Consider the following 23,060-nt stretch of genomic DNA (forward strand, 5'->3'; position numbering starts at 1 on the left):
ATGTGAGCTGTATCCACGGTTTAGGCGAGGTTTTGAAATGCGTTTTACCCTGCGGCAGCTCGAATGCCTGGTAGCGATCGGCGCGGCCGGATCGATAGCCGGCGCGGCGAAAAATTTATCGCTATCGGCTTCGGCGGTGACCGGGTCACTGAACGAGTTGGAGAAGATCTTCAATACCCAGCTGACGATCCGGCGCAAAGCCCATGGGGTGCAGCTCACTCCTGCCGGCAGCTACGTGCTGTCACAGGCGCGCAATCTCATCGAAGGCGCCGAAGATCTGGAGCTAATGGCCAGTGGCGTGGGAGAGGTGCTGCGTGGGCGGGTAAAGATCGGCTGCTACTCGTCCTTGGCCCCCACCGTGCTCACCGAGCTCTTGGACGTGTATGGCCAGCTGCACCCTCAGGTGCAGCTGGACTTCTATGCGGGAACGCAGCAACGCATCAACGAGATGTTGTTGGCCGGCGAACTGGATTTGGCCTTGGTCTACGATTTTTCGCTCGATGCCGGGCTGGAGCGGACCAAGCTCTTTTCCACCGAGCCCTCGCTGGTGCTGCCGGCAGGCCACGCTTTGGCCGGTGAACAGAAGGTTGCCTTGGCGGAGCTCGTCGCAGAGCCGATGATCCTGCTGGACGTGCCGCCTAGCCGAGAGCATACAGAAATGGTGTTCAAAGCCGCGGGGCTGACTCCCTGGATCAGGTATCGCACCACCGACTTCGAAGTCACCCGCTCGATGGTGGGGCGGGGGATGGGCTACGCGATTTTGGTGCAGAGACCCGCTTCTGATCTGACCTACGAAGGGCGGAGGTTGGTGACCAAGCGAATTCACCCGGCGGTTCGAAGGGTCGGGGTCTCGATGGTGTACGGAGCCGGGGTCAGGCTCTCCCTCGCGGCCGTTGCCATGCGGGATCTTGCCGTGCAGATCCATGCACTTTAAGCACCACGGGCACGGCAATGCCCCGGCAGGAAACCCATTTGGTTTCTTGCCGGGGCATTGCTGTATGCCAGGTGCCGTTTAGCGGTTGCTCAGATCCTTGGCAGGTTCTGCCACGCGCTTGTCGAAGACCAGCGCGCCGACTTCCTGTTCGGCCTGATTGCGGAAGGACAGGTCGATGCCTTTCCGATCGCGGATCATCGAGACTGCGATCAGCGAGATCGCCACCACGATCAGCAGGTAGGTGGCCACCGCGTTCGTCCCGCCGGTCGCTTGCACCAGCGCCTGGGCGATGGTCGGGGCGAAAGCGCCGCCGACGATCGCGCCGATCGCGTAGGAGATCGACACACCGGAGAAGCGCACCGAGGCGGGGAACATTTCGGAGTACAGCGCCGACTGGGCGCCGTAGGTCAGCCCCAGCCCGATGCCGAAGATGCCGAAGGCCAGGTAGAGCAGGCCCAGCGACCCGGTGTTGACCAGCGCGAAGACCGGGAACATCGACAGTCCCAGAATCACGAAGCCTACCTGGTAGGTGCGCACGCGGCCCAGCACGTCGGCCAGCAGTCCGGCGATCATCGTGAAGATCAGCCAGATTGCGGCCCCGAAGACCACCGCGATGAGCACGTCGGTGCGTTCCAGACCGATTGGCCCATCCGGGTCGGTGGTGTAGGACTGGAAAAAGCCGCCGGTGGTCATGTAGCCGGCCGCGTTGTTGCCCGCGAATACCAATGCCGCGACGACAACCAGACGCCAGTGCTTGCGGAACAGCTCGAGGATCGGCACCTTGGTCTGCGCCTTCTGCTCGGCGATCTCTTCGAAGACCGGGGACTCGTCGACCGCGCGGCGCACGAAGTAGCCCACGGCGATCAGCACGATGGAGGCCAGGAACGGCACGCGCCAACCCCACTGCACGAATTCTTCGCCCGGGGAGATGACGCCGGTCATCAGCGCCATGGTGCCCGAGGCGAGCAGCATGCCCAGCGGCACGCCGATCTGCGGGTAGGAACCGGCACGTCCGCGATGGGTATCGGGTGCGTGCTCGACGGCCATCAGGACCGCGCCGCCCCATTCGCCGCCGGCGGAGATGCCCTGCAGGATGCGCAGCGACAGCAGCAGGATCGGCGCCAGGATGCCTGCGGTCTCGTAGGTTGGCAGCACGCCGATGAGCATCGTCGCGGCGCCCATGAGGCTCAGCGTAAGCACCAGCATCGCCCGGCGGCCGATCTTGTCGCCGTAGTGCCCGGCGAGGAACGCACCCAGCGGGCGGAAGAGGAAGGACAGGCCCACCGAGGCGAAGGAGATCAGCAGGCCAATTTCCTTGCCGGCCGGTTCGAAGAACAGCTGGCTGAAGACCAGGCCGGCTGCGGTGGCGTAGATGAAGAAGTCGTACCATTCAACGGTGGTGCCGATGATGGTGGCAAAAGCGACGCGCCGTTGATTGGACTTGGCGCTCCGTCCTGCGATGTTTGCGGTGTTACCCATGGTGCTCCTCGCTGAGCTGCGCTGGCCCCAAAAACCAGTACTGCGTGAGTTGTAAGTCACTACAGTGTCGCACCGCACAAACCTTAGGTAAACTTCAAAGATCTGCAGAACTATTGAAGGTAGACTTAACTGTATGCCGAAGTTCACCCTGCGCCATCTGGAAATCATTGCCGAATTGCCCGAACATGCCACCCTAGGCTCGGCCGCCAGCGAGCTGAGGATTTCCGAATCGGCCTTGTCCCAATCGATTACCGCAATCGAAAAAATCGCCGGCGAACCGTTGTGCCTGCGCCGCAAGGCCCATGGCGTTTCGATGACCGCCTCGGGGGAGTACTTCGCATCGATGGCGCGAAAAATCATTGCCCAGGTCGATGAGCTGCAGGCGACCTTTCCGCACCAGGAGGGAAAGCTGCGCGGTCCGGTGCGTTTTGGCTGCTTCGCCTCGCTCTCACCCCATGTGGTCCCCGCGCTGCTCGAGGGATTTCCCCGGGTGCACCCGGAGCTGGACGTCAGCGTGCGCGTGGGCACCCACGAGGAACTGATCCCGGCGCTGAACTCCGGGGACCTCGACGTTGCCTTCGTCTACGACCTGTTGCTGCCGCAAGAGATGAATAAGCAGGTCATCTACGAGACCGAGATGCAGGTGGTGCTGCACCCCGAGCACCCGCTGGCGCGCCTTGAGCGGCCACTGGAATTAAGCGATCTCGTGACGGAACCGTTGATCATGTACCAGTCGGTGCCGAGCACCGAATACACCATGCAGCTTTTTGCGGCGCGCGGGCTGGTGCCGAAGATCACCGCCTCGGTGCCGCAGATGATTCTGGTCAACGCGATGGTTGGCCGCGGGTTGGGCTACGGGCTGCTGATGTCACGGCCGAACAATGCCGAGCTATCGCTCGAGGGGCGCAAACTGGCAATTCGCCGGCTCAACCCGCCGAATTATCCCAGCGCCGTCGTGGCGATCTGGCCGCGCAAGGCGCAGCTCTCGGCGCGGGTGCTCGCCCTGATCGACTTTGCCATTACCGCGATGAACGAGTCCTGGCAGCGTGCGCAACCGGAGAACCAGAGCTCTGCCGGCAATTAGCCCGAATCGGCAAAAACCCATCGCACCAAGCCAACGGCCGAACCGCCGCAGAGCGTGGATTCTTGCCCCGACGGGCACTATCGCCGGGGCCTGCGGCTGGGCATAATGGGAAGCATCCGAAGCACACACGACTTTTCAAGGCGAAGGGCTAAGGAAATGATTGGCACATGGCAGGCCATGGTCATCGACTGCGAGGATCCCAGCGCGTTGGCCACATTCTATGAGCAGCTGCTGGGCATGATCCGGCTCGACGATGAGCCGGACTGGGTGAGCATCGGCGACGCACCGGACCGTCCCGGACTGGCTTTCCAGGCGGTCAGCCCCTATGTGGCCCCCGAATGGCCGGGGCATCTGCACCCGCAGCAGGCGCATCTCGATGTCAAGGTCAAGGATCTGGATCTCGCCGAGCAGCAGGTACTCGCCCTCGGTGCCGCGCTCACCGGTGAAGGCTCGAAGACCTTCCGCGTGTATTTGGACCCGCAGCAGCATCCGTTCTGCCTGGTGAGCTGGTAAGCCGCGCGGGTTTTGCCTAGCCCCAGTGCGCAAAGGCGATCTTTGCCGCCTGCAATCTGGAGCTGACTGACAACTTGCCCATCACCCGGGATACGTGGGTTTTCACCGTCGTTTCCCCGATGCCCAAGCGCGCGGCGATCTGCGGGTTGCTCAATCCCGCACCGAGGCCGGCCAGCACCTCCAATTCCCGGTCGGTGAGGGTCTCGGGTAGCGGGGGCGGCACCGGGTGCGGGTCCAGTGCCGCCATCGCCTGCGCCACGACGCGGGAAGTCACCTCGGGGTCCAGCACCGAACAGCCGCGCGCGGTCGTTTTCACCCCGTCGAGGATTTGCGTCGGCGTGGAACTTTTCAACAGGAACCCGTGCGCGCCGGCCTGCAGCGCACCGAAGAGGTAGGCGTCATCGTCGAAGGTGGTCAGCACGAGCACGCGGGCCAATCCGGCGGAGCTGATTTCGGCTGTCGCCGCGACCCCATCGAGGATCGGCATGCGCAGATCCATGAGCACCACGTCGGGGCGCAGCGCCCGCGCCATGCTCACCGCCTGCCGGCCGTCGGCCGCCTCGCCGAGGACTTCAATGGACGAGTCGGCCTCGAGAACCAGCCGGATCCCCATGCGCACCGTGGAATGATCGTCGACGATCAAGATTTTGACGCTCATCTCATGCGGCTCCCCTGCTGGATTTCCGGGACGGTGGGGAATTCGCACCGCGTCCAGAATGTGCTGCCGCTGCCAAATTCGCAGTGCCCGCCCAGGGCCTGCACGCGGGCACGGATATTATTCAGCCCGCTGCCTGCTCCGCCAGCGCTAGGGGCGCCGGCCGAATCGGGCGCGTCGCGCAGCGGATTGCTGGACTGCACCACCAGGGCCGCCGGCGCCTGGAGCAGCTCCAGGTGCAGCGCGCTGCCCGGCGCATGCTTTGCGTGATTGACCAGCAGCTCGCGCACCGTCCGGTAGATCGCCGTCTGGGTCTGCTCGGCTACCAGGGCCAGGTCCGAATCCACGCCGGTGTCATAGCGGATTCGCTGCCCGGCCTGCTGGAAGGACTGCACCAGTTCGGGCAGCCCGCTAAGGTCCGCGCGCAGGGCCGAGCTGCTGCCCGCGTGCAGCATCCGCACCATCGAGGTCATCTCCTGCAACCCGGCTACCGATTCGGCACGGATGCTTTCCAGCGGGGCGCGCAGATCCGGCCGGCTGGTCACCGGCTCGCGTTCGAGCAGTGCGCCGCTGAGCAGCGCGATGGAGGACAGCCGTGCGGAAAGCACGTCGTGCATCTCCCGGGCCAGCGCGGTGCGTTCCTCGATATTCGACGCCCGATGCTCGGCCACCAACAGTTCCTCGCGATCCGCCGCGGCGGCGCCTACCGCGGCGGCCCGCGCCGATTCGCTGTGCGCCAGCTCCTTGGCGGTACGCACGTTCTCGGCCCAGAGCATCGGGGTGAAGAAGACAAACCCGGCGATGAAGATCGCCAGCACCGCATCGGAGGTGGACCCGGTCTTCGCCCAGATGTACCCGGCCACGGTGAGCGTGACCAGGCTCAACACGATCAGCGTCCAGCGCCGCACCGGTGCGCCGGCCAGCAGGTAGATGGTGAATACGGATTCGAAGAGCAGGAAATACCCGCCGATGCTGCCCATCGCCAGCAGCAATGCCGCGAACAGCAGCAACCATAAGGCGCAGAGCGTGGGCATCCGGCGGCGCAGAAACAGCGGAGCCGTGCCAAGGGCCAGCACCGGGAACCACCATCCGGCCAGCGCAGCAAAACCCGCCAGCGGCGGATTGACCAGGTTTGCCAAGTGCAGCACGGAGGTGAGCAGCAAGTACATGCCTACGGTTTCGGGTTCCTGATCCCCGCTGCCCAGGCGGCGCAGCAGCTGCGCTAGTTTTCTTCTCACCCATTAAGCATGCCCGTTATTCCGGCCGCCTCGCGTCCTCCTAAAGTAGGAGGCCAGGTGGCCCGTTGCCCGATTTTCAAGCACGCCGCGAAGCCGCACAGTGAGAAGCATGAACTTCTTGATGCAGTCCCCGGGCCTGATGCTGCTAATCCTCGCGCTCATCGATGCGACAAGCATCGGCACCCTGGTCATCCCGATCTGGTTGCTGCTGCGGCGCGACTACCGGCGAGCCATCCCGCGCGTGATTGTGTATCTGGGGCTGCTCGCGGCGTTCTACTGGGTGATTGGCGTGCTGATCGGCTCGGGCTGGAACCTTGGTGCGGGACTGGTTCCGGCCGGCTTCTTCCAACACCCGACGATCAGGCTGCTCAGCCTGTTGCTCGGGGCGGGCATGATCATCTGGGCGTTGACCTACAAAACCGATGCGCAAAAGGCCGCTGCGCTGCGCAAATCGGCCGTCGGTGGCGCGTCCCGAGAGCGCGCGGAGCCAACGGACCCAGCTACGCCGGGGGCTGCCGGGCCGCAAGTGCCGAAGAACCTGCGCGGGTTCCTGGCCCGGGCACTGGATAGCAAGTCCGGGATCGCGGTGCTGGCGCTGGTCGCGGGGTTGCTGGAACTGCCCACGATGCTTCCCTACCTCGGCGCCATGGCGATACTCAAGCAGAGCGGTTGGTCCGAACCGATGCAGCTCTCCTTGCTGGCGATCTACTGCGTGGTGATGATCGTCCCGGGCCTCATTTTCGTGGCCATCCGCGCGGCGGCCGGAGACCGCTTGGATAACTGGCTGCAACGGGTGGGCAGAAAACTGGGCGGCTACGCGCAGGAAACCCTCGGTTGGGTGGTGGGCATCGCCGGCTTTCTGATCATCCGGGCGGCGCTGGACGGGATGTCTCTGGGGGACTTCATGAGTCGCGTATTCAATTCCTAGCGCCACGGGGGCACGCTGTGGGCGAACCGGTGGCCTGAAAATTGGTCAGCGCGGAGCCAAAATGAGATAATTTCAGCTATGGAACCTCTAGGCAGCACCGCGAAGCAGGGCAAGAAAGTCACCCTGAACGCATCGACTCTGGCCATGGCAGTGATGGTCGTCGTCCTCCTGGTGGCGGTCGTGTTCGCCGCCAACTCGAACGAGGTCGTCGGCTGGTTCATCGTCGCGATCTCCGCCGGCTGGCTGCTGCTTGCGGCGTTCATGATGTTCGGCCTGAAGCGCGGGGCGGATAAGATCAACAGCTCGCTGCGCGAAGCCACCGCGGCAGCCACCGGCCGCGCGCAGGGTGGCTCCACCGTCGTCGTCGACGAAGGCACGAGCCAGCGCGATATGAAGCTGGACCATTCCTTCAAGATCATCCAGGTGCAGGCCCGGGTGATCGCCGAGCAGCGCGAGCAGAACGCGGAGAACTCCGCGGAAATGATCGACCGTGCCCTGGAAACCATCCAAATGACCGCGACCAACGCGCGCGACATGATGAAGCCCTCCGGCGAGGCTATCGACGGCGAGATCGTCAACTAAATTATTTTGTTACCGCGCAGCGCAACGTTCACGCCGAACGTTGCGCTGTCTTTTTGTAAGGTGGAACTGTGATACCTACCAGCGTGGAAATTTTGAGCAAGCTTCAGGGCGCCGTGCGCGTCGCCTCGGTCAACGTCAACGGCATTCGCGCGGCCTACAAGCGCAATATGGCCGACTGGATCGCCGCCCGCGACGCGGACATCCTGTGCCTGCAGGAGGTGCGCGCGCCGGATGCGATCGTGCGCGAGCTGATCGGCGAGGGCTGGCACATTCTGCACGCCGAAGCCAAGGACAAGGGCCGCGCCGGGGTGGCGGTGCTTTCGCGCGCCGAGCCGACCGCGGTGCGCGGGGATATCGGCGAGGAGTACTTCGCCGAATCCGGGCGCTGGGTGGAAGCGGACTTCAGCATGGAAGACGGCAGCACGCTGTGCGTGGTCTCCGCCTATGTGCACTCCGGGGAGCTGAACACCCAGAAGCAGGTGGACAAGTACCGTTTCCTTCAACGCATGAACGTGCGCCTGCTCGAGCTGAAGAACGAGAAGGACCACGTGCTGGTGGTGGGCGATTTGAACGTCGTGCACACCGAGAAGGACATCAAGAACTGGAAGCCGAACCACAATAAGCGCGCCGGCGTGATGGACGAGGAGATCGCCTACTTCGACGGGTTCTTCGGCGCGGAGATCGGGTACAAGGACGTGGCCCGCGAACTGGCCGGCCCCGAAGCCCAGGGTCCCTACACCTGGTGGTCTTTCCGCGGGCAGGCCTTCGACAATAATGCCGGTTGGCGCATCGATTACCAGATGGCCACGCCGCAGCTCGCGGCGAAGGCCATCAAATCCCACGTAGACCGTGCCTCGGCCTACGATCTGCGCTTCTCCGACCATGCACCGCTGGTCGTCGACTACCAGTTCTAAAGGACCACTTCATCCCATGAGCGAAACATTCGCCACCACCACCCGTCCCCGCGTCCTGTCGGGCATGCAGCCCTCGGCCGACTCGCTGCACCTGGGCAACTACCTCGGCGCGCTGGTCAACTGGGTCAAGGCCCAGGACGACTACGAGGCGTTCTTCTTCATCCCCGATATGCACGCGATCACCGTGCCGCAGGACCCGGCCGAGCTGCGCAAGCGCACCCGGGTGACCGCGGCCCAGTACATCGCCGGCGGCATCGATCTGGAGAAATCCACGCTGTTCGTCCAGTCCCAGGTCCCCGAGCACGCGCAGCTGGCCTGGGTGCTGAACTGCCTCACCGGTTTCGGCGAGGCGAGCCGGATGACCCAGTTCAAGGACAAGAGCTCCAAGGGCGGGTCCGACCAGTCCAGCGTCGGGCTGTTCACCTACCCGATGCTGATGGCCGCGGACATCCTGCTCTACCAGCCCCAAGGCGTGCCGGTGGGCGATGACCAGCGCCAGCATGTGGAGCTGGCCCGCGACCTGGCCAAGCGCTTCAACCACCGCTTCGGCGAGACCTTTGTGGTGCCCGAGGCCTTCATCCCGAAGGAAGGGGCGCGCATCTACGACCTGGCGAACCCGACCTCCAAGATGTCCAAGTCCGCAGAGTCCCCGGCCGGGCTGATCAACGTGCTCGACGAGCCGAAGCTGATCGCCAAGCGGATCAAGTCCGCGGTCACCGATGCGGGCAGCGTCGTCGCCTACGACCGGCAGGAGCAGCCCGGGGTCTCGAACCTGCTGGACATCCTGGCGGCGATGACCGGGCGCCAGGTGACCGAGCTGGTCGCCGAATTCGAGGGCAAGATGTACGGGCACCTGAAGGTGGCCGTGGCCGAGGCCGTGGTGGAACGGCTCACCCCGATCCGCGAGCGCACCCTGGCGTTGCTCGATGACCCGGCGGAACTGGACCGGCTGCTGCTGGCCGGGGCCGCCAAGGCGCGCACGGTGGCCTCGGCGACGATAACCGATGTCTACGAGAAGGTCGGCTTCCTGCCGCCGCTGGGAAGCCACGGCTAACCGTGATCGAGCCGCAGGCCGGAATGCTCGAGCCCCGCTTCACGCTGGGGGTCGTCATTCCCGTGCCCGAACCACAGCGCAGCGTGCTGCGCGAATGGCGGCGGGTTTATGGGGGAGCGGCGACCGAGCCGATCGCCCCGCATATCACCTTGATTTCCGGGTCCTACGGCGAGTCCTGGGAGCAGGCGGCCAGGCAGGTGCGCCGAGTTGCCCAGGGCAGTGCGTGCTTTGAGGTGCGGCTCGCCTCGGTCGGCTCCTTCCGCCCGGCCAGCGAGGTGGTCTACCTGCCGCTGGCGGCGGGGGCCGAGCGGTGCTGGGAGCTGCATCGGCAGCTGCTGGCCGACCAGTTGCGCCACGAATCGCAATTCGAGTACCACCCGCACCTGACGATCGCGCAGAACGTGCCCAGTGCGGACCTGGATGCCGCGCAGGAACAGCTGCGCGAGGTGGAGCTGAGCTTCGAGGTGCGGACTTTGCAGCTGTTCGACACCCGCGGCGGGGCGTGGAATCTCAGCGAGGAACTCGCGCTGCGATGCTAGCGTTAACCGAACGGAAAGCAAAAACCCCGTGGAACAAAAATGTTCCACGGGGTTTTTCTCTGTCCGGCCAGCTGCACGGAACCCCAACAGCGCTACACATACTGACTCACGATGTGACGCGACCCGTGGGGTGCATCACATAATAGTCAGTGGGCCACGGTGATGGCCAGGGCAACGCGGCGGAGGAGAGACATGGATGTTCGGCAGCTGAGGTATTTTCTAGCGGTGGTCGACCATGAGGGGTTCAATCGGGCGGCCGAGCATTTGCTGATCGCACAACCATCGCTGTCGCAAACTATCAAAAGCCTTGAACGGGAAATCGGGCTGCCGCTATTCCACAGGGTCGGGCGCAGGGCCGTGCTCAGCGAGGCCGGCAAGGAGCTTGTGGGACCCGCGCGACTGGTGGTCCGGGACCTGGATGCCGCGCATTCGGCCATGTCAGCGTTGAAGGGGGTGCGCCGCGGGCGCCTGGAGCTGATCGCCATGCCCTCGCCCGCAATCGAACCGCTGACCACGCTGATAGCCGGCTACACCGAACGCTATCCGCAGATCTCCGTGAGCACCGCCGCGGCGTTTACCGTCGACGATGTGGTTTCCTCGGTGCGTAACGGCAGCAATGAAATAGGACTGCTTGGCGCGGATCGGCCCATCACCGCCCCCGGGGTCGACGTGGTGCAACTCGAACGCCAGCCGCTGATGCTGATCATCAATCCGACGGCCGATAATTTTGGGGCACGCGAGGTGCTCAGTGGCCAGGATCTCGGTGGGGAACGCGTCATCATCTCGCAGCGGGGCTCACTGATGCGCGCCCTGGTTGACGACCTTCTCGCCGGTGGCGTCAACATTGAGATCGTGGCGGAGGTTGCACATCGCACCTCGATACTTCCGCTGGTGTTGGCCGGCGTGGGGCACGCGATCCTCCCCGTCTCGTGGGCGCCGCTGGCGCGCCGTTCGGGACTTCGCGTGACGCGGCTGGAGCCTGTGGCCGAATTGCATGTGGCGATTATCAGCAGGCAGTCGAACCTGACGCCGGCAGCCCGGGCGTTTCTGAGCGTCGCCGAAGCGTATGCCGCGTCGAGTCTTGGCCACCACTCATAGGTTTTTCCTATTCGGAATATGCAATTTCAGTCTTGGACGCAATTCAGCGGAGCCGGTCTAATTGAAACTAAGTTCGCATGTGACGCGGAACACTTTCACTCCAGAGGAGAACGCTATGAGCCAGACCAAGGTATTCAAGATCGCTTCAATCCCGGCCGACGGCGTCGGCAAGGAAGTTGTTGCGGCGGGGCGCCGCGTGCTTGACACCATCGCCGAGCAATCCTCGGGCAAATTCGCCTTCGACTGGACCGAATTTCCTTGGGGCTGTGAATACTACGCCCAGCACGGGGTCATGATGGATCCGAACGGACTGGAAACGTTGAAGGACTTCGACTCGATCTATTTCGGTGCCGTCGGTTGGGAAAACGTCCCCGACCATGTCAGCCTGTGGGGTCTGCGCCTGAACATCACGCAGAACTTCGACCAGTGGGCCAACATCCGACCAGTGAAGTTCCTGCCCGGTGTCACCTCGCCGCTGCGCAAGGCCGACGACACCGAACTTGATTGGATCGTCGTGCGCGAGAATAGCGAGGGCGAGTACGCGGGACTGGGCGGGCGCAACCTATCGGGCCGTGGACCGGGCAACGAAATCGCGTTGCAGACCGCGTTGTTCAGCGAGAAGGGCTGCGAACGCATCATCCGCTTCGCCTTCGATCTGGCTCGCACTCGCACGGTGAAGAAGGTCTCCTCAGTCACCAAATCGAATGCCCAGCAGTACGGCATGGTGCTCTGGGACGAGGTCTTCAACCGGGTGGCCCTGGATTACCCGGAGGTGCGCACTGAAAGCGTGCTCGTCGACGCGATGAGCGCGAAGTTCATCCTGAATCCGGAAGAACTCTCGGTGGTCGTGGCCTCAAATCTCAATGCGGACATCCTTTCGGATCTCGGATCGGCTCTCGCCGGCAGCCTGGGCCTGGCGGCCAGCGCGAACCTGAATCCGGAACGCCGTTTCCCCTCGATGTTCGAACCGGTCCACGGCACCGCTCCGGATATCGCTGGCCAGGGGATCTGCAATCCGATTGGTGCGATCGCCAGCGCCGCGCTGATGCTCGAGCACTTTGGCCTTGAGCAGGAGGCGCGCCGAGTGGAGGCGGCCATCGAGGTCGCCACCGGCTCCGGAAACCTGACCCGGGACATCGGCGGCAACGCCGACACGGAAGCAGTCACCGAAGCCATCGTCCACGCGCTGAGCAGCACCCTGGCAGCCGTCTAAGCTGCGCCACGGCGCTCTCGGGTCGGGTGCTCGACCCGACCCGAGAGTCCGCACTCCGCCCACGGAGCGACTTAGTCTTCGACCCCCCACATATTTTCTAGTCTCGCTCCTAAGCACGCCTGAGATCCACGGAGTAAGACTTATTCCAACACTGAGGTAGGAATCATGGGCAATACCATGCACAGCGAAAGCAACCCTCCCGTACGCAAGCGCTGGTACCGGCAATTGTACTTCTGGGTGCTGATCGCCATCGTCGCCGGCATCATTCTGGGCTGGCTCGCGCCGAAGACCGGTCAAGCCATGCAACCGATCGGTACGACATTTGTCGAAGCGATGAAAATGCTCATCGGTCCCATCGTCTTTTTGACCATTGTTGGCGGCATCGCCAGCGTTGCCGACCTGAAGAAGGTCGGAGCCACGGGGCTAAAGGCATTAGGCTACTTCCAGATCGGCACCATCTGCGCAATGCTCCTGGGACTAGTAGCGATCAACATCTTCCGCTTGGGTGACGGTGTGAACGCCGATGCGAGCAAGATCGAAACCACCGGCCAGGCGGCCGAACTCATAGACAAGGGCGAGAACCAGCAGTGGTGGGAATTCCTCACCCATATCATCCCGGGATCCGTCGCTTCGCCATTCGTCGAGGGCGACATCCTGCAGATCATTTTCATGGCTGTGGTGTTCGGTATCGCGATCAACGCGGTCGGTAAAATAGGTGCCCCGGTGCTGGAGATGGTTCAGCGTCTGACAACGGTCATCTTCAAGGTGTTGAACTTCATCATGAAAGCAGCCCCGCTGGGCGCCTTTGGCGCCATGGCCTTCGCCGTGGGCAAATACGGGGTGGAAACGCTCTCAAGCTTGGGCTGGCTGATCCTGCTCTTCTATGGCACTTCTATCGTCTTCGTCGTCTTCTTCCTTGGCGGAATCATGGCCTTCTTGGGACTGAACATTTTCAAGATGTTTAAGCACTTCCGCGAAGAACTGCTGCTGATCCTGGGTACCTCAACGGCCGAACCGGCTCTTCCGGGGCTGATGAAGAAGCTGGAACATGCAGGAGTGAAGAAGGAAACCGTGGGCCTGGTGGTCCCTACCGGCTACAGCTTCAACCTCGATGGGGCGGCGATCTACCTGTCGCTGGCTGCCGTGTATATAGCCCAGGCCACCAACACGGACCTTACCGTCGGTCAGCAGATTGGAATGCTTGCGGTGATGCTGCTGACCTCGAAGGGCGCGGCAGGCGTGGCCGGCGGTGGATTCATCGCACTGACGGCAACGCTGAGCACATTGGGCACCATTCCGGCAGCGGGCATTATGCTGATCTTCGGCATCGACAAATTCATGTCCGAGTGCCGTGCTCTGGTGAACTTCTGCGGCAATGCGGTGGCTACGTTGTTCATCGCCTGGTGGGACAAATCCCTGGATATCGACCGGGTCCGCCGGGTTTTCAACGGGGAAGACGTTCCCGCCCTTGGAGCAACGGGCACAAACCGGGAGCAAGTCTCCCCGGAGCATGAAACGGAAGCAGTCCTGGAATCGGAACCCGATCCGCATAAGTGCGATGAACCCGAAAATCAGTCAGAATCGCTAACGGGAGCTACAGCACGCTAACGGTTAAGCAAAAAAACAGGTTGGTCCCCGCGAATGTTCGCGGGGACCAACCTGTTTCAGCTCACTCTCCTGCACCCGGAAGAGCGCCGCGCAATGCCTACTGGGCGCGCACGTTGGCTTCGATCTTGGCTCCGACGTCCGGGTCGATATTCTTCCAGTATTCGATGGCGTTGGTGAGCACCGGTTCGATCACTCCGCCCAGCGCGCCGGTGACGGTTTCCACGAGTTCGGCGCGCTGGGCGTCGTCCATCACCTCGCGCACCAGGATGCCTGGCTGGACGAAGTCGCCATCGTCCTCACGCAGGGTGTAGGCCGAGCGGACCAGCTCGCCATCGGACTCGAAGGAGTTCTCCGCCGGACCGGTCTGGTCGCTGTAGCTGTCGCCGAAGGAGTTCGGGGCGTAGACGCTGCGATCCGAGGTGTGCTCGTAGGTCATGCTTCCCTCGAAGTTGTACGAGGTGACCGGGCATTTCGGCTTGTTCACCGGCAGCTGCTGGAAGTTGGTGCCGATGCGGTAGCGCTGGGCATCCGCGTAGGCGAAGTTGCGGCCCAGCAGCATCTTGTCCGGGCTCATGCCCATGCCGGGAACCATATTGCCCGGGGAGAAAGCCGCCTGTTCGATCTGCGCGAAGAAGTTCTCCGGGTTGCGGTTCAACGTCATCGTGCCGACCTTGATGCGCGGGTAGTCCTTCTTCGACCAGACCTTGGTCAGATCGAATGGGTTGTAGCGGTAGGTCTTGGCCTCGTCGTACGGCATGACCTGGATGTACAGGTCCCACTTCGGGAAGTTGCCGGCCTTGATGTTCTCGAACAGGTCGCGGCGGTGGAATTCGGCATCGGAGCCGGCCAGCGATTCGGCCCTCTCCCCGCCCATGGTTTCGAACTTCTCGGACTGCTGGTTCAGGAAGTGGTACTTCACCCAGAACTTCTCGCCATTGGCGTTGACCCACATGTAGGTGTGCGATCCGTAGCCGTTCATTTCGCGCCAGGTCTTCGGCAGGCCGCGCTGGCCCATGATGTAGGTGACCTGGTGGGCTGATTCGGGGTTCTGCGTCCAGAAGTCCCACTGCATGGTGCCGTCGCGCAGCCCAGAGTCGGGCAGGCGCTTCTGCGAGCGGATGAAGTGCGGGAACTTCATCGGGTCGCGCACGAAGAATACCGGGGTGTTGTTGCCGACCAGATCGAAGTTGCCTTCGGTGGTGTAGAACTTCATCGAGAAGCCGCGCACATCGCGCCAGGTGTCCGGGGAGCCGAGCTCGCCAGCGACGGTGGAGAAGCGCATCAGGGTTTCGGTTTTGACGCCGGGCTGGAACAGGGCCGCCTTGGTGTACTGCGAAACGTCTTCGGTGGTTTCGAATTCGCCGAAAGCGCCGGAGCCCTTGGCATGCGGGCGGCGTTCCGGAACGTTCATCCGGTTGAAGTGCTGCAGGGTTTCGACCAGGTGGTGGTCGTGCAGGACGATTGGCCCGTCGGCGCCTACGGTGAGCGAGTTGCGATCGCTGACCGTCGGAATGCCAGCCTGGGTGGTCGAACCAGAGGGGTTCACGTTCTTGTTCTCAGCCATTGTTTCTCCTTTGCGTGGAAATTACATGTTTGCCAGGAACGGGTTTACCCCGTGCGCTCCGCGGGCAGCTGCGACGCGGACGCCCTGTGCATGGGCCTCAACCACGGACGGGTGGCGTGCGTGGAAGTCTGTGAAATTTTTAGGGCTGCTGGCGTCGCCGCCAGCTCCCTTGTTGCTCATCATGCCACAAATCAGAATCGGTCAAAATACGCTGGAGGGAATTCCTCCGCTGGTTGCCAGCAGTTAACGCGAAGGGGCCCGAACCGGATGGTTCGAGCCCCTTGGCGGGTTAAGGATGAATCCTTAGATGGTGCGCGACAGGATCGCCTGCTTGACCTCGGCGATAGCCTTGGTCACCTGGATGCCACGTGGGCAAGCTTCGGAGCAGTTGAAGGTGGTGCGGCAACGCCACACGCCTTCCTTGTCGTTCAGGATCTCCAGACGCATGTCGCCTGCATCATCGCGCGAGTCGAAGATGAAGCGGTGCGCGTTGACGATGGCTGCCGGGCCGAAGTACTGGCCGTCGGTCCAGAAGACCGGGCAAGACGAGGTGCACGCGGCGCAAAGAATGCACTTGGTAGTGTCCTCGAACTTGGCGTGGTCTTCTGCCGACTGGTAACGCTCGCCGGAAGGCTCATGGCCTTCGTTGATCAGGAACGGCATGACCTCGCGGTAGGACTGGAAGAACGGTTCCATGTCAACGATGAGATCCTTTTCAAGGGGCAGGCCCTTGATGGCTTCAACGGTGATCGGCTTGGAGGTGTCCAGATCCTTGAGCAGGGACTTGCAGGCCAGGCGGTTGCGGCCGTTGATGCGCATCGCATCGGAACCGCAGACGCCGTGGGCGCAAGAGCGGCGGAAGGACAGCGAACCGTCGTGCTCCCACTTGATCTTGTGCAGGGCGTCCAGCACGCGGTCCGTGCCGTACATGGTCAGCTTGAAGTCTTCCCAGTAAGCGTCAGCGGTGCTCTCCGGGGTGTACCGGCGAACACGCAAGGTGATGTCGAAGGTAGGGATCTCTCCGCCGCCGCCGACACCTGGCTTGAGTTCAATCTTTGATGCTGGTTCCGGAAGTTCCGTGCTCATTAGTACTTACGCTCCATCGGCTGGTAACGGGTGAAGATTACGGGCTTGGTTTCCATGCGAATGCCGGAAATGCCCTCGGTGGTAGCCGTTGCGTCGCGGTACGACATCGAGTGCTTCATGAAGTTCTCGTCGTCGCGGTTCGGGTAATCTTCGCGGTAGTGTCCGCCGCGTGATTCCTTGCGGTGCATGGCTGCAGCGGTCATGACCTCTGCCATGTCCAGCAGGAAGCCGAGCTCGATGGCCTCAAGCAGGTCAAGGTTGAAACGCTTGCCCTTGTCCTGGACCGAAACATTCTTGTAGCGCTCGCGCAGTTCTTCGATGACTACCAGTGCACGATCCAGCGAATCCTTGTCGCGGAACACCTGGACGTTCGCATCCATGATGTCCTGAAGTTCCTTGCGCAGTACCGAAACGCGCTCGGTGCCGGTGGAGTTCAGCATGGAGTCGATCTGGGAGCTGGTGAACTTCTCTGGATCTTCCGGAAGTTCCACGAAGTCCGCGGTGGCCGCGTACTTGGCCGCGGAGAGGCCAGCGCGCTTGCCGAACACGTTGATGTCCAGCAGCGAGTTGGTGCCCAGACGGTTCGAGCCGTGGACCGAAACGCAAGCAACTTCGCCGGCGGCGAAGAGGCCCGGGATCACGGTGTCGTTGTCCTGCAGGACCTCGGCCTCGATGTTGGTTGGCACGCCGCCCATCACGTAGTGCGCGGTCGGGAAGACCGGAACTGGCTCGGTGTACGGCTCAACGCCCAGGTAGGTGCGGGCGAACTCGGTGATGTCTGGAAGCTTCGCATCGATATGCGCCGGTTCCAGGTGGGTCAGGTCGAGCAGCACGTAGTCCTTGTTCGGGCCGCAGCCGCGGCCTTCACGCACCTCATTGGCCATCGAACGTGCGACGATGTCACGCGGAGCGAGGTCCTTAATGGTCGGAGCATAACGCTCCATGAAGCGCTCACCCTCGGAGTTGCGCAGGATCGCGCCTTCGCCACGGGCCGCTTCGGAAAGCAGGATGCCCAAGCCGGCCAGGCCGGTCGGGTGGAACTGCACGAATTCCATGTCTTCCAGCGGGATGCCCTTGCGGAAGGCGATGCCCATGCCGTCGCCGGTCAGGGTGTGTGCGTTCGAGGTGGTCTTGAAGACCTTGCCCGCGCCGCCGGTTGCGAAGACAACCGACTTGGCCTGGAAGATGTGCAGCTCGCCGGTAGCCAGATCGTAGGAAACGACGCCGGCAACGCGCTTCTGCTTGTAGGCGGTGCCGTCCTCGCGGTAGGCATCCTCCTCAACCATGAGCATATCCAGCACGTAGTACTCGTTGTAGAACTCAACGTTGTGCTTGACGCAGTTTTGGTACAGGGTCTGCAGAATCATGTGACCGGTGCGGTCAGCTGCGTAGCAGGCGCGACGCACGGCGGCCTTGCCGTGGTCACGAGTGTGGCCGCCGAAGCGGCGCTGATCGATCTTGCCATCCGGGGTGCGGTTGAACGGAAGACCCATTTTTTCCAGGTCGAGCACGGCGTCGATGGCTTCCTTCGCCATGACCTCCGCTGCGTCCTGGTCCACCAGGTAGTCGCCACCCTTGACGGTGTCGAAGGTGTGCCACTCCCAGTTGTCTTCCTCGACGTTGGCAAGTGCTGCGCACATGCCGCCCTGGGCCGCACCGGTGTGCGAACGGGTTGGGTAAAGCTTGGTAAGCACTGCGGTGTGCGCGCGCTGACCGGACTCGATCGCGGCACGCATACCTGCACCACCGGCACCGACGATGACTACGTCGTACTTGTGTACCTGCATTCTTGATGCTCTCTTTTCTGAAAAATCTGTGTGGCTAAAAAAGGGGTTTTAGCACTGTGGCAACGGGCTGTTCACAACGCAAGGATCGAAGGTGAAGATCACCAGGGAGCCAAGCACGATGATGAAGATCGTCGACACATAGAGGACGCCCTTGAGCCAGGCACGGGTTGCGTGCTTCTCGGCGTAGTCGTTGATGATGGTACGCACACCGTTGGTGCCGTGCAGCATCGCCAACCAAAGCAGCGCCAAATCCCAGAACTGCCAGATTGGTGAGGCCCACTTGCCGGCAACGAAGCCGAAGGACAGGGCGTTAATGCCCGTGCCGGTCAGCAGGTTGGCGATCAGGTGACCGAAGATCAGAACGACCAGTACTACGCCGGATAGGCGCATGAACAGCCATGCGAGCATCTCGAAGCTGCTGCGGGACTTTGGTCCGCGAACATACTTCGGGTCTATACGCTGGCTACGGGGGGCAGCAATTTCTGCGCTCATGGTTTAGTGTCCTCCGAATGCAAGCGAGAGGTGGCGGATTGCGAAGCCGGCGAATACAACGACCCAAACGCCGATGACGCCCCACAACAGCTGGCGCTGGTACTTGGTGCCCTGCTTCCAGAAGTCAACCAAGATCAGACGCAGTCCATTGAATGCGTGGAAGAGGATGGCGGCGACCAAAGCGGTTTCACCGAGTGCCATCAGGGGGTTTTTGTACGTGGCAATCACTGCGTCGTATGCACTGGCATCGACGCGTACAAGTGCTGTATCAAGCACGTGCACTAAAAGAAAAAGGAAAATAACGACACCGGTGACCCGGTGTCCCACCCAGGACCACATGCCTTCACGGCCGCGGTATAGGGTGCCTGACGAAGTCTTCGACACTGAACTAAACCTCCAAGGCTCGCAACGGCGCATGTGTATATTGCACACAATGAGATTTGACGCACTTGTGCGAGCGTTCCTTGTGCGAGTCTAAACCACATATGAGCCTCGGTTCTATCTTGAGTCTCGCCCTTGTGAGTATGTTCACCGAATAGTGGCAAATATGCGCCAGAAGGCCGGAAATACGCGCGTAATAACGCATAGACACGTTTCGTATTTATTGATCGCCCGAGAGCTTCAATGACCGGGTTTGCCCACCGAATGAATTAGTGTTGTGCTCGTGAATGCAGACCTTTTAGCGCGATTCCATGGCGTGATTCCGGCCGGTGGCGTCGGAACCCGACTGTGGCCCCTCTCCCGAGCCTCGGCTCCCAAATTCCTGCACGATCTCACCGGCTCGGGTTCTACCCTGATCCGTGCGACGTACGACAGGTTGGTGCCATTGGCCGGTGAGCGGATTATGGTCGTCACCGGTCGTGCCCACCGCGGCGCGGTCATGGACCAGCTCCCCGAACTGTGTGACGAGAACCTGGTGCTCGAACCCGAGCCACGTGATTCGGCGGCCGCGATCGGACTCGCCGCAGCCATCCTGTATCGCCGTGACCCGAATATCATCATGGGTTCTTTCGCCGCCGACCAGGTCATTGGCCCGGTGGACATCTTCCAGAAGGCGCTGAGCGAAGCGATCCATACCGCGGCCACGGGCAAGATCGTGACGATCGGCATCCATCCGACTCATGCCTCGACGGCCTTTGGCTACATCAAGGCCGGCGATTTGCTAAAAGTTGCCAACGCGCCCACCGCCCGCGCCGTCGTGGAATTCGTGGAGAAGCCGGATGAGGATACGGCCCGCGGCTACCTGGCCGGCGGCGGATTCCTCTGGAATGCCGGAATGTTCGTCGCCCCCGTGGGGCTGATGCTCGAGCACCTCAAGTCGAACGAGCCAGATCTGCATGCCGGCCTGATGCGCATCGCCGAGGCGTGGGATACCGACGAGCGCGAAGCCGTCATGAACGAGGTCTGGACCGACCTGCCCAAGATCGCGATCGACTACGCGGTGGCCGAGCCCGCCGCGGCCGCCGGCGACGTCGCGGTGATTCCCGGCGTTTTCAACTGGGATGACGTCGGGGACTTCGCCGCCATCGGTCGGCTGAACAAGGCCAGCGAGGACACCGGGGTGATCTCCCTGGGGGAGAACGTTCGGGTGTATTCGGATAATGCCACCGGCGTGGTCTATGGGGATCGCCCCCGGGTGGTTGCGCTGATCGGAATCGACGATGTGATCGTCGTGGATACGGCCGACGCCTTGCTCGTCACGACCAAGGAGCACGCGCAGAAGGTCAAGCAGACGGTGGAGAAGCTCAAGGCCTCCGGAGCTACCGACGTGCTCTAGCGCACGCAGTTTCCGACGCCCGCGGCCGACTCGAAAGGATAGGTCACGGGCGTTTTTGTTGGTTGTGAGGACTATCTCGAAGCAGCGGATGGCGAAGGCGGCCAGGCGCGCCAGCAAGCCGGTATAACTAGACCCGGCGGCACAAATTCGGATGCTCGCGGTGCCTCGGATTCACGGTTTCGGGTGCTTTTCGACACGAATTTGAGTAGGTTTGAACGCATGTCAACGGCTAAGAATGATTCCGAACCGCCAAGCAAACCCAACGACCAAGCCAAGGTGCCCGAACCGGTCCAGAAAGAAACTCGAATCAATCGAGTTGTCTTTTTCGGTTCGGCCTCGCTGGTGCTCGGCATCGCCCTGTGGGCCATTCTCGATAGGGAGTCTGCCGACGCGGTGATCGGAGCCACGGTCGCCTGGATCGGCAAGAACTTCGGCTGGTACTACACGCTCATCGTCGTCTCCGTGCTCGTCTTCGTCATCAGCATCGCCATTTCGAAGGTCGGCAAGACCCGGCTGGGGCCGGATCATTCACGGCCGACCTTCAACGTTTTCACCTGGGCTTCGATGCTTTTCGCGGCCGGCATCGGCATCGACCTGATGTTCTTCTCGGTGGCCGAACCGATCACGCAGTACCTGGCGCCACCTACCGGAGAGGGCTCAACCGTTGAGGCGGCCCGCCAAGCGGTGGTCTGGACGCTCTTCCACTACGGACTGCTGGGATGGGGGCTCTACGCGCTGATCGGACTGGCGCTGGGCTATTTTGCCTACCGGCACAATCTTCCGCTGTCGATCCGCTCCGCCCTCTACCCGCTGCTGGGCCGCCGGATCAATGGCTGGATCGGCCACTCCGTGGATATCGCGGCCATGCTGGGTACGATTTTCGGCATCGCGACCTCGCTGGGCATCGGCGTGGCCCAGCTGAACTATGGGTTGAATTTCATGTTCGGAATTCCCGAGAACATGAGCTGGCAGATCGTGCTGATCGTCTCGGCCGTCTTCATGGCCACGATCTCGGTACTGACCGGTGTGGAAAAAGGCATTCGCCGGCTATCCGAACTCAACGTGTTGCTGTGCATTGCGCTGATGCTCTTTGTGCTGATCGTCGGCGGTACCGCCTACCTCTTCGACGGCATCATCATCAACATCGGCGACAGCCTCGCGAACTTCCCTGGCATGGCGCTGGATACCTTCGCCTATGACCGACCCGATGAGTGGCTCAATGGCTGGACGCTCTTCTTCTGGGCGTGGTGGATTGCCTGGGCGCCCTTCGTCGGACTGTTCCTCGCCCGCATTTCGCGTGGGCGAACCATTCGCCAGTTTGTCACCGGCGTTCTGGTAGTTCCTTTCGCCTTCATCCTGTTGTGGATCTCGATCTTCGGCAACAGCGCGCTGGCGCTGGTGCGCGGCGGAAATGAGGCCTTCGGCGAGGTCGCCATGAACACCCCCGAGCGGGCCTTCTATTCGCTGCTCGAGCAGTACCCGGGTACCCCCATCACCGCGGCGATCGCCACCTTCACCGGCCTGCTGTTCTACGTCACCAGCGCCGACTCCGGTGCCCTGGTGATGGCGAACTTCACCTCGCATCTGAAGGATGCGCAATCGGACGGTTCGAAGCCGGTGCGCCTGTTCTGGTCGCTGGCCACGGGCCTGCTGACCTTGGGCATGCTCTTCGTCGATGGCGTGCCCACCCTGCAAGGCGCGACCGTCATCATGGGTCTTCCCTTCTCCTTCGTGCTGCTCTTCATCATGCTGGGACTGTTTAAATCGCTGCGGGTTGAATCTGCGCTGGCCGATAGCTATCAAGGGGCCATGCACAAGGTGCTGAGCAGCCGGATGGGTCCCAGCTCCGAACGGCGCAGCTGGAAGCAGCGCCTGTCCCGGGCGATGAATTATCCCGGGCACCGGGCGGTGCAGCGTTACCTCGCTGAGGTGGCCGAGCCTGCACTGCGCGAGGTGAGCGAGGAGTTCACCGCCCGCGGCGCAGCTGTTCAGCTGGAGACCGAAGCGGTGCATAACCTGAACCTCGACTCCCTGGACCTGGTAGTCGGCAACGGGCAGGAACGTCCCTTCAAATACCAGGTGTACCCGGTCCAGCTTCCGGTACCGAGCTACGCGAGAGTCTCCGCGGGCGACGACATCTATTACCGCATCGAAGTCTTCTCCCAAGAAGGCAGCCACGGATACGACCTGATGGGGCTGAGCAAAGAGCAGCTCATCTGCGATGTGCTGGACCAGTACGAAGCGCACCTCACCTTCCTGAACGCACAGATCGAATCCGATGGACCCAGCCAGATCAACGCGGCGGGAGCCGGAAAGTCTGACTGGGAGTCGGACTTTGAAACTTCCTCTATTCCCCTGATAACTAAGACGAAGGACGAGTCATGAGTTTTCCGCAGAACCAAAACGAGCTACTGCTCAATGCCGCGACGATTTATATTGACGGCAGCTTTGGCCCGGCCAGCTCGGCCGCGACCAGGCAGATCTTCTGCCCGGCCAATGGTCAGCCGGTAGCCCT

Annotated in this window: 22 protein-coding genes; 13 read left to right on the forward strand and 9 right to left on the reverse strand. The window is 62.3% G+C overall.

Going from position 1 to position 23,060, the window contains the following annotated elements; translation table 11 throughout:
- Positions 1-37 precede the first annotated feature (37 nt).
- Positions 38-934 (forward strand): LysR substrate-binding domain-containing protein, encoded by an 897-nt coding sequence (locus CQ019_RS15450; RefSeq protein ID WP_181148543.1) that lies wholly within the window; start codon positions 38-40, stop codon positions 932-934.
- Positions 935-1,012: 78 nt separating this feature from the next.
- Here the strand turns inward: CQ019_RS15450 and CQ019_RS15455 are convergent, their stop codons facing one another.
- Positions 1,013-2,413, reverse strand: coding sequence for an MFS transporter (locus CQ019_RS15455; protein ID WP_105554144.1), 1,401 nt, complete (start codon positions 2,411-2,413; stop codon positions 1,013-1,015).
- A gap of 133 nt (positions 2,414-2,546) precedes the next feature.
- Between CQ019_RS15455 and CQ019_RS15460 the strand changes: the two genes are divergently transcribed.
- Positions 2,547-3,497 carry a LysR substrate-binding domain-containing protein gene (locus tag CQ019_RS15460; RefSeq protein ID WP_105570069.1) on the forward strand — a complete coding sequence of 317 codons (951 nt, stop codon included), beginning with the start codon at positions 2,547-2,549 and terminating at the stop codon, positions 3,495-3,497.
- A 156-nt stretch (positions 3,498-3,653) separates the two neighbouring features.
- Positions 3,654-4,010 (forward strand): VOC family protein, encoded by a 357-nt coding sequence (locus CQ019_RS15465; RefSeq protein WP_096289022.1) that lies wholly within the window; start codon positions 3,654-3,656, stop codon positions 4,008-4,010.
- A 16-nt stretch (positions 4,011-4,026) separates the two neighbouring features.
- Here CQ019_RS15465 and CQ019_RS15470 read toward each other — a convergent pair whose 3' ends face one another.
- Entirely contained in the window at positions 4,027-4,668 is a 642-nt protein-coding gene (locus CQ019_RS15470) for a response regulator transcription factor (RefSeq protein ID WP_105570070.1), read from the reverse strand.
- Complete coding sequence (locus tag CQ019_RS15475) at positions 4,665-5,903, reverse strand: sensor histidine kinase (protein WP_146113383.1); 1,239 nt, start codon at positions 5,901-5,903, stop codon at positions 4,665-4,667. The genes CQ019_RS15470 and CQ019_RS15475 overlap by 4 nt, the downstream gene beginning before the upstream one ends.
- A 109-nt stretch (positions 5,904-6,012) precedes the next feature.
- On the opposite strand from CQ019_RS15475, the gene CQ019_RS15480 reads away from it, so the two are divergent.
- The 8 genes from CQ019_RS15480 (at position 6,013) to dctA (ending at position 13,839) form a co-directional block, all read left to right on the forward strand.
- Positions 6,013-6,831, forward strand: coding sequence for a GAP family protein (locus tag CQ019_RS15480; protein WP_105570072.1), 819 nt, complete (start codon positions 6,013-6,015; stop codon positions 6,829-6,831).
- Between the two features lie 78 nt (positions 6,832-6,909).
- Positions 6,910-7,413: a hypothetical protein gene (locus CQ019_RS15485; RefSeq protein ID WP_105554139.1), complete on the forward strand. Its 504-nt coding sequence runs from the start codon at positions 6,910-6,912 to the stop codon at positions 7,411-7,413.
- A gap of 68 nt (positions 7,414-7,481) precedes the next feature.
- On the forward strand, positions 7,482-8,327 hold the full coding sequence (locus CQ019_RS15490; RefSeq protein ID WP_181148545.1) for an exodeoxyribonuclease III: 846 nt from the start codon (positions 7,482-7,484) through the stop codon (positions 8,325-8,327).
- Between the two features lie 16 nt (positions 8,328-8,343).
- Positions 8,344-9,381 carry a tryptophan--tRNA ligase gene (trpS, locus tag CQ019_RS15495; protein ID WP_176484304.1) on the forward strand — a complete coding sequence of 346 codons (1,038 nt, stop codon included), beginning with the start codon at positions 8,344-8,346 and terminating at the stop codon, positions 9,379-9,381.
- A gap of 62 nt (positions 9,382-9,443) precedes the next feature.
- Complete coding sequence (locus CQ019_RS15500; protein WP_176484303.1) at positions 9,444-9,920, forward strand: 2'-5' RNA ligase family protein; 477 nt, start codon at positions 9,444-9,446, stop codon at positions 9,918-9,920.
- 192 nt (positions 9,921-10,112) lie between these two features.
- The gene (locus CQ019_RS15505; protein ID WP_096289008.1) at positions 10,113-11,018 is read left to right on the forward strand and encodes a LysR family transcriptional regulator; all 906 of its coding nucleotides are present in this window, start codon (positions 10,113-10,115) and stop codon (positions 11,016-11,018) included.
- Positions 11,019-11,133: 115 nt separating this feature from the next.
- Positions 11,134-12,231, forward strand: a complete 1,098-nt coding sequence (locus CQ019_RS15510; RefSeq protein WP_096289006.1) for a tartrate dehydrogenase — start codon at positions 11,134-11,136, stop codon at positions 12,229-12,231.
- Positions 12,232-12,396: 165 nt separating this feature from the next.
- Complete coding sequence (gene dctA, locus CQ019_RS15515; RefSeq protein WP_096289004.1) at positions 12,397-13,839, forward strand: C4-dicarboxylate transporter DctA; 1,443 nt, start codon at positions 12,397-12,399, stop codon at positions 13,837-13,839.
- Between the two features lie 97 nt (positions 13,840-13,936).
- On the opposite strand, the gene CQ019_RS15520 is transcribed toward dctA, so the two are convergent.
- From CQ019_RS15520 to sdhC, 6 genes are all read right to left on the reverse strand, one after another.
- Positions 13,937-15,403, reverse strand: a complete 1,467-nt coding sequence (locus CQ019_RS15520; RefSeq protein ID WP_096289002.1) for a catalase — start codon at positions 15,401-15,403, stop codon at positions 13,937-13,939.
- Between the two features lie 21 nt (positions 15,404-15,424).
- The gene (locus CQ019_RS18590; protein ID WP_176484302.1) at positions 15,425-15,586 is read right to left on the reverse strand and encodes a hypothetical protein; all 162 of its coding nucleotides are present in this window, start codon (positions 15,584-15,586) and stop codon (positions 15,425-15,427) included.
- A 120-nt stretch (positions 15,587-15,706) separates the two neighbouring features.
- Positions 15,707-16,489: a succinate dehydrogenase iron-sulfur subunit gene (locus CQ019_RS15525; protein ID WP_096289000.1), complete on the reverse strand. Its 783-nt coding sequence runs from the start codon at positions 16,487-16,489 to the stop codon at positions 15,707-15,709.
- Positions 16,489-18,276 (reverse strand): succinate dehydrogenase flavoprotein subunit, encoded by a 1,788-nt coding sequence (gene sdhA, locus CQ019_RS15530; RefSeq protein WP_105554137.1) that lies wholly within the window; start codon positions 18,274-18,276, stop codon positions 16,489-16,491. The genes CQ019_RS15525 and sdhA overlap by 1 nt, the downstream gene beginning before the upstream one ends.
- Before the next feature lie 48 nt (positions 18,277-18,324).
- On the reverse strand, positions 18,325-18,768 hold the full coding sequence (locus tag CQ019_RS15535; RefSeq protein WP_096288996.1) for a succinate dehydrogenase hydrophobic membrane anchor subunit: 444 nt from the start codon (positions 18,766-18,768) through the stop codon (positions 18,325-18,327).
- A gap of 3 nt (positions 18,769-18,771) precedes the next feature.
- Positions 18,772-19,185, reverse strand: a complete 414-nt coding sequence (gene sdhC, locus CQ019_RS15540) for a succinate dehydrogenase, cytochrome b556 subunit (RefSeq protein WP_170947871.1) — start codon at positions 19,183-19,185, stop codon at positions 18,772-18,774.
- A 247-nt stretch (positions 19,186-19,432) separates the two neighbouring features.
- Here sdhC and CQ019_RS15545 point away from each other — a divergent pair, with 247 nt between their 5' ends.
- Both CQ019_RS15545 and betT read left to right on the forward strand, forming a co-directional pair.
- Positions 19,433-20,545: a mannose-1-phosphate guanylyltransferase gene (locus CQ019_RS15545; RefSeq protein WP_105570080.1), complete on the forward strand. Its 1,113-nt coding sequence runs from the start codon at positions 19,433-19,435 to the stop codon at positions 20,543-20,545.
- A gap of 219 nt (positions 20,546-20,764) precedes the next feature.
- Positions 20,765-22,930, forward strand: a complete 2,166-nt coding sequence (gene betT / locus CQ019_RS15550) for a choline BCCT transporter BetT (RefSeq protein ID WP_105554136.1) — start codon at positions 20,765-20,767, stop codon at positions 22,928-22,930.
- Positions 22,931-23,060 lie beyond the last annotated feature (130 nt).

Origin of the sequence: Arthrobacter sp. MYb229, from assembly GCF_002975405.1 — a bacterium.
Taxonomy (GTDB): domain Bacteria; phylum Actinomycetota; class Actinomycetes; order Actinomycetales; family Micrococcaceae; genus Glutamicibacter.